Annotated in this window: 11 protein-coding genes; all 11 read left to right on the plus strand. The window is 41.2% G+C overall.

Annotated features, from left to right (window positions below; all coding sequences use genetic code 11):
* A partial coding sequence (locus tag ACTB1O_RS03515; protein ID WP_462993758.1) for a universal stress protein occupies nucleotides 1-599 on the plus strand: 599 nt, incomplete at its 5' end.
* Between the two features lie 52 nt (nucleotides 600-651).
* Nucleotides 652-768 carry a MoaD/ThiS family protein gene (locus ACTB1O_RS03520; RefSeq protein WP_245543527.1) on the plus strand — a complete coding sequence of 39 codons (117 nt, stop codon included), beginning with the start codon at nucleotides 652-654 and terminating at the stop codon, nucleotides 766-768.
* Nucleotides 761-1,726, plus strand: a complete 966-nt coding sequence (locus ACTB1O_RS03525) for a cation diffusion facilitator family transporter (RefSeq protein WP_462993759.1) — start codon at nucleotides 761-763, stop codon at nucleotides 1,724-1,726. Before ACTB1O_RS03520 ends, ACTB1O_RS03525 begins: the two co-directional genes overlap by 8 nt.
* Before the next feature lie 91 nt (nucleotides 1,727-1,817).
* Complete coding sequence (locus tag ACTB1O_RS03530) at nucleotides 1,818-2,207, plus strand: ArsR/SmtB family transcription factor (RefSeq protein WP_462993760.1); 390 nt, start codon at nucleotides 1,818-1,820, stop codon at nucleotides 2,205-2,207.
* Nucleotides 2,208-2,305: 98 nt separating this feature from the next.
* A complete protein-coding gene (arsB, locus tag ACTB1O_RS03535) occupies nucleotides 2,306-3,418 on the plus strand; it encodes an ACR3 family arsenite efflux transporter (protein WP_462993761.1) in 1,113 nt (370 codons plus the stop codon).
* A gap of 43 nt (nucleotides 3,419-3,461) precedes the next feature.
* Entirely contained in the window at nucleotides 3,462-3,932 is a 471-nt protein-coding gene (locus ACTB1O_RS03540; protein ID WP_462993762.1) for a nitrophenyl compound nitroreductase subunit ArsF family protein, read from the plus strand.
* A complete protein-coding gene (locus tag ACTB1O_RS03545; RefSeq protein WP_462993763.1) occupies nucleotides 3,929-4,651 on the plus strand; it encodes an aromatic aminobenezylarsenical efflux permease ArsG family transporter in 723 nt (240 codons plus the stop codon). Before ACTB1O_RS03540 ends, ACTB1O_RS03545 begins: the two co-directional genes overlap by 4 nt.
* Before the next feature lie 87 nt (nucleotides 4,652-4,738).
* Nucleotides 4,739-5,158, plus strand: a complete 420-nt coding sequence (locus ACTB1O_RS03550; RefSeq protein WP_462993764.1) for an arsenate reductase ArsC — start codon at nucleotides 4,739-4,741, stop codon at nucleotides 5,156-5,158.
* A gap of 52 nt (nucleotides 5,159-5,210) precedes the next feature.
* The gene (locus ACTB1O_RS03555) at nucleotides 5,211-5,567 is read left to right on the plus strand and encodes a putative zinc-binding protein (RefSeq protein WP_462993765.1); all 357 of its coding nucleotides are present in this window, start codon (nucleotides 5,211-5,213) and stop codon (nucleotides 5,565-5,567) included.
* Nucleotides 5,554-5,712: an STAS domain-containing protein gene (locus ACTB1O_RS03560; RefSeq protein ID WP_245543526.1), complete on the plus strand. Its 159-nt coding sequence runs from the start codon at nucleotides 5,554-5,556 to the stop codon at nucleotides 5,710-5,712. Before ACTB1O_RS03555 ends, ACTB1O_RS03560 begins: the two co-directional genes overlap by 14 nt.
* A gap of 267 nt (nucleotides 5,713-5,979) precedes the next feature.
* Nucleotides 5,980-6,270 (plus strand): transcriptional regulator, encoded by a 291-nt coding sequence (locus tag ACTB1O_RS03565; RefSeq protein ID WP_462993766.1) that lies wholly within the window; start codon nucleotides 5,980-5,982, stop codon nucleotides 6,268-6,270.
* Nucleotides 6,271-6,352 lie beyond the last annotated feature (82 nt).

The following is a 6,352-nucleotide window of genomic DNA, read 5'->3' on the forward strand; positions in this document are numbered from 1 at the left end:
AAAAGGCAGAAAATAATCCTCCCTCACTCATTGTAATGGGTTCGCACGGGAAAACGCTTATCCCCCGGATGCTGCTTGGAAGCCAGACAGAAAATGTCCTGCACCATACAGATGTTCCCCTGCTCATCCTCAGGTTATCTGTTATGAAAAAGGGAGACCCTAAATCATGCACTATTAATTCTGATCTCTTCCGCCGCGTCCTTTATCTTACTGATTTCTCTGAAGAGGCAAAAAGGTGCATTCCGTTTATAGAGTGGATGGCCAGTGCAAAACCAGATCAGCTTGTGATCCTGCATGTTCAGGACACAAGGCGTCTCTGGCCTGCAACGCAGGAACAGATAAATGAGTTCAACGAAAAAGACACAAGGCGTCTTGCAGAATTAAAGGAGCAAATGAATAATTATGGCATATCTCAAATCGTTACCGAACTGGTAACCGGAAATGCTATTGATGAGATATTAGGTGTTGCAGATTCTTTCAAACCTACAATCATTGTAATGGGAGCAAAAGGAAGAACCGGCGCTTTAAAAGCTCTTCTTGGCGGAGTAGCCGAGGCCGTTGTTCATAGGGCTGATGCTCATGTGCTGGTGGTTCGTTGACATGGCAGGTCATGTCTTACTCTTTTGAATGATCAAAAGTGGTTTTTCATATATGAAATGCGGGACAGCCGGATATGATAGCAGGAATATTGAATTTATAGCAGGACTTGATACCCTTCTGGCTGACGGGGATCTGATTGCCCTCTTTCCTCCGGCGGCAGGTGGGTAGAAAGCACATCCAATATGCACATTCAGGAGACGAGATGACAAACGATAATTTTCGGGACTACCGGAAACCGATTAAGATTGCACTTTTCATCACATTTTTTTTCTTTCTCGTAGAGGTTGCCGGAGGGCTGCTCTCCGGGTCGCTCGCACTCATCAGTGATGCGGGACACATGTTCAGTGATCTCTTCTCGCTCCTTCTCTCTCTTGGGGCAATGACCCTTGCTCTCCAGCTTCCCACAAAGCAGCGAACTTATGGTTACCACCGGGTGGAAATTCTCGCAGCGTTCATCAACTCCATCCTTTTGCTCCTTGTAAGCACCTTCATACTCTGGGAAGCATACCAGCGGCTTCTCAACCCCACCCCGGTACAGGGCGGGCTGATGTTAATCGTGGCCTGCATCGGTCTTGCAGTGAACCTGGGAGTTATGTTTCTCCTCCACGGGAGCCATAACCTGAATGTCCGGAGTGCATTCCTGCATGTGATGGGAGATACAATCTCGTCGGTTGCGGTGATTGCTTCTGCCGTGTGGATTTCTTTCACCGGGCAGGTAATCGCTGATCCCATTCTCTCCGGCTTCATAGCAGTTCTGATTGTGATCTCAGCTGTCAGAATACTACGTGAAACACTCATAATATTTCTTCAGTTCACGCCACAATCGGTGGATTTCGATATGGTTGTTGCTGATATGACTTCAGTGAAAGGAGTGGAAGGGGTACATCATGTCCATCTCTGGAGTCTCTGTTCCGATATCAACGTAATCGATGCGCATGTGTACTCCTCCGTGCGGGATTTTGAAAAAACTGAACAGATGAAACAGGAGATCAAGACCCGGCTAAAAAATTACAAAATTCTCCACTCCACGCTGGAGTTTGAATACAAAGAATGCAAAGACTGTGCTCTTGTGGAACGCTTCCAGATGCTCCCAGATCAATTATCCGGGGAAACGAAAGAGAGATGACAGGCGGCAGGTGTATGTTCTATGAGTAAATCCGGCATCAGTATAAATTGAAGTATCTTCATAATTAAATAAAACAGACCGGAAATTGCTGATGTCAGGGAAAAACAGAACCGAAAAAATATATGCGGAAATAAAAGGGCAATCAGGAAAATTACTTTGTGATTGCGATGGAATTAATGAGATTGATCAAATAACAGACAGTATTCCATCTGAAGATAATATTAAAAATATTTGCATAATCTATCGTGCACTTGCGGATGAAAAAAGAATCAAAATACTCTTGATGCTTGAGATAGAGCCGCTTTGCGTCTGCATAATAAAATCAATTCTTGAAATTTCCGATTCCCGCCTTTCATACCACCTGTCGATTCTAAAGAAGGCCGGGCTTATTTCCGGTGAGCAGAAAGGAACCTGGATAACATACAGCCTGACACAAAAAGGGAAAAAGTGGCTTTTATCCGGTAAAAACAACGTGCAATAAATTTTTTTAGTATTCATTTAAATCTCTGCTGAAGAGAAGTGAAAAATATTATATCTTATAAGGCATCATAGTTATTTTAAATTAATTTGAAATAAGGGGTGCGTAATTTGGAAATCCAAAATAAAAAAAGAGACCTTGGAATATTTGAGAAATATCTTACCGTATGGGTCGCTCTGTGTATAGCGGGCGGTATTCTTCTTGGAAGATTTTTCCCGCAGGCCGCGGTGACACTGGATAGTTATTCTGTCTATGAGGTCTCAATTCCAATTGCAATCGCTCTTTTTTTCATGATGTATCCAATAATGGTAAAGATAGACTTTGGAGAGGTTTTAAGAGCGGCACAGACGCCAAAGCCCGTTCTGCTGACGCTTATTATAAACTGGGCGATTAAGCCGTTTACAATGTTTCTGATTGCATACTTCTTCCTTGGATATGTCTTTGTCGACTTTATTCCCGGAACAGAAATTCTGGCAAACGGGACTGAGGTTGAACTCTGGAGAAGTTATGTATCAGGGTGTATCCTTCTTGGAATCGCTCCATGCACTGCAATGGTTCTCATGTGGAGTTACCTTGCACGCGGAAACGACGGCTTAACTCTGATTATGGTTGCAATAAACTCGCTTACAATGCTCATTTTGTATGCACCACTTGGAGGATTTCTGCTCGGGGTTAATTCAATGCCGATTCCGTGGCAGACTATTTTGCTCTCGGTTGCAGTATATGTCGGGCTTCCTCTTGTCCTTGGCTATCTGACAAGGAGATGGATAATCTCAAAGAAGGGCATGGCCTGGTTTGAGGAGAAATTCCTGCATATTTTAACTCCGGTGAGCATTATCGCACTTCTTGGAACACTTGTTTTACTCTTCAGTTTCAAGGGTGATGTAATAGTTCAAAATCCGCTAACAATACTCTGGATTGCAGTTCCGCTCTTCATTCAGACAATGCTGATATTCACTCTTGGCTACTTTGTCCTGGCACGACGCTTCAGACTGCCTTACCGTGATGCAGCACCTGTTGGGATGATTGGGGCATCGAATCATTTTGAGGTTGCCATTGCAACCGCTGCGATTCTCTTTGGGCTTTCATCCGGAGCTGCGCTTGCAACGGTTGTCGGTGTATTAATTGAAGTGCCGGTTATGCTGATGCTTGTTAAAATATGTCTTGGGACACAGAATCTGTTTGAGAAAAGTGCCATTGAAAATGAGGCTTAACTGACTGAAATTTAAATTTTTGTGAATCGAAAGGACGTGAATTATGAATGAAAAATTATTATTGCTGATTTTATCTGTATTCCTGACAGGAATTATTTTGTCAGCAGGATGTATAGGTGCATCATCAGACGGGAATGAAGATAAAATCTCACAATTTGAAGATAAATATGGTGCTCAAAAGGTAGAACTCTACCATTTCCATACGAATAACCAGTGCTACTCCTGTGTATTACTTGGAGAGCTTGCAAATGAGACCGTCCATACCTTTTATCAGGATTCTCTCGATTCAGGCAAACTTGTATTTGACCACATAAATATTGATGATGAAAATAACTCTCAGGTTGTCAATAAATACGAAGCGGCAGGTTCGTCTCTGATAATCGGTGTTTACGGCAAAAACGGTGAATTTTATAAGGAAAACCTTGCAGGTGCACTGTACCGGATAAATTCTCCAAATTCTTTTGCAGATTATATGAAGACCATTCTTGATCCTCTTTTGGGTGGCAGTATTTGACAGGCTTTCTTGAATCCATGGGAATGAGCAGCATCCCCGTAGTTGCAGCGTTTTTCATAGGACTGATGACAGCTTTTAGTCCATGTCCGCTTGCAACAAATATTGCCGCAATTGCATATATTTCCGGAAAGGGAGAAAATTATGTGAGGACTTTGTCAGCCGGAATTCTGTACGCAGGCGGGAGGGCTTTTGGATACATTCTTGTTGCAGCGGCTGTTTTGTGGCTCGGCCTTGGTGTTGCACCTGTCTCTGCATTTCTCAGGAATTACGGTGAGATGCTTCTCGGGCCGTTTTTGCTGATTATAGGAATTATTATCCTAAAGGAGATATCATTTGATTCTTTTAATTTTTTGAGGAGTGATTATTCCGGCAGGCTTAAAATGTGGCTTTTTAATCAGGGCCTTTTAGGCAGTTTCGGGCTGGGGTTTGTATTTGCTCTTGCATTCTGCCCTTTTAGTGCGGCACTTTTCTTTGGAATGCTTATTCCAATTGCGGTCAGTAACTCCGATCCTCTGATAATTCCGGCATCATTTGCTCTTGCAACGGCATTCCCGGTAATTCTTGTCTCTCTTCTTATTGGAGGAGGAATTACAGGCGCTGCCAGGTTTATGGGCAGAGTGAATAAAGCTGATTCGTATATCAGGACTGCTGCGGCTTATGTCTTCATTGCCGGTGGAATTTACTATATTGTAATCTGGATTAAAAGTATGATATTATGATGATCTGAAAGAAAATTTAAGTATTTCGATAATAAATTTGAAAATTTGATTATTCCCTCTGAGGGAAGTATGACGGAGATCTATTAAATGACTAAAAAGAAGGTTCTGTTTATATGCACTCATAACAGTGCAAGATCACAGATGGGAGAGGGCTATCTGAATGCCCGGTATGGAGATAAATATGAGGCGTTTTCTGCCGGAACCGAGGTTACGTCTGTTAATCCTTATGCCATCAAAGTTATGGGTGAGATTGGAGTTGATATCTCAGGCCACAGATCTAAAAAGATTGATGAATTCTTTGGAGTTGAGATGGATATTCTTGTAACTGTCTGTGACAGTGCAAAGGGAGCATGCCCGATGTTTCCCTGGGCGAAGGAAAAAATTCATGCAGGATTTATTGACCCGTCATCTGCTAAAGGCAGTGAGGAAGATATTTTGTCTCATTTCAGAAATATCAGAGATGAGATTACAGAGTTTATTGATGCAAAGTTTGGCCGGGATGATTGATGAGAAAAGATATGAAAAATTTAAGAATTTGGAAACTCTCAGGAGTTATTTTATGACCGGGAAAATTCTTATAACCTGCTCTGGTATTTCAAGCACGGGAAAACTTACTCTTCAGGCGGCAAACTCATTTATCTTAAGAAACCCGGGTATTTTTGAGAGGCATTTATCCGCATCTGCAATTGATGATAAAAAATCAGAGATGCTAAAGGACAATGCCTTTTTAGTTGTTCTGGATGGCTGTTCTGACTGCTGTTCGTGCAAAAAAATACAAAAAGCCGGTATTGAGCCGGATATTCATATAATTGCAACAGAACTTGGAATTGAAAAACGAGGAGCAGAAGACCCGTTCTTTTCAGAGATTGATGTAGTTAGCAGGGAACTGAAACGGCAGGTAAATGACCAGGATTGATTTTCAGAATTCGCATATATGGGATCAGTCAGCCGTTGAGGCAATTGCCAGAGTTATTGATAAATATCAGCGTGAAGGAAGTTCAGTATATGTAACCGGCCTTAATGTAGAGAGCCAGATGACGCTTGATAAGGGTTTTTCATAAATTGATGCAGTACATTTTTCTGTCGTTATAAAAAGAGATTTTTTTTAAGTTTTGTGACTTTTGATTTATAAGGGAAGAAACAAAAGAAAATTTTTTTTTGAACTTTACATCTTATTAAAGATGCCTCAATAATAATATCAAACATTGTCTCCAGTAATTAATTTAAACTTCAAGTCATAATTATAACTAACAAACTAATATTTGCTGAAGTAGTGTGTGGGAAAAATGATAGAAAAATTTTTGGAAATTGTTAATGAATCCGGAAATTTGAACTCTAAGTTATTTTCACTTAGCCGGATTAAAATTCTGTGGGCTTTATCAGAACTCGGCGAAGACGGAGCAACAGCAAGGCAGATTAAAAACGGCCTTAATATCGGAAGTGACGGCTCAACATATTCAAATTTAAATGCACTTTTAGAGATGGGTTACCTGCGGATGGAAAAGGTCAGATTTGAATCAAAGGAAAATCTCGAATTATATGTAATTACTCCCGCAGGACTTGAAGAATGGAATAAAATAAAAAACTGGTTTGATATGCTTGTGTGTGAGGGTGAATAAAATGGGAGACTGGAATAAAGCGATTGCAGTATTTGATGAGATGAAATTTCCCTTAGACTGTAATGAATTTGAGGACAAATTA

The sequence above is a fragment of the Methanomicrobium sp. genome (genome assembly GCF_055145805.1).

Coding starts and splice junctions, on each gene's coding strand:
- ACTB1O_RS03520 (WP_245543527.1), top strand. CDS start 652: ATGAAATGCGGGACAGCCGGATATGATAGCAGGAATATTGAATTTATA.
- ACTB1O_RS03530 (WP_462993760.1), top strand. CDS start 1,818: ATGTCAGGGAAAAACAGAACCGAAAAAATATATGCGGAAATAAAAGGG.
- ACTB1O_RS03540 (WP_462993762.1), top strand. CDS start 3,462: ATGAATGAAAAATTATTATTGCTGATTTTATCTGTATTCCTGACAGGA.
- ACTB1O_RS03550 (WP_462993764.1), top strand. CDS start 4,739: ATGACTAAAAAGAAGGTTCTGTTTATATGCACTCATAACAGTGCAAGA.
- ACTB1O_RS03555 (WP_462993765.1), top strand. CDS start 5,211: ATGACCGGGAAAATTCTTATAACCTGCTCTGGTATTTCAAGCACGGGA.
- ACTB1O_RS03560 (WP_245543526.1), top strand. CDS start 5,554: ATGACCAGGATTGATTTTCAGAATTCGCATATATGGGATCAGTCAGCC.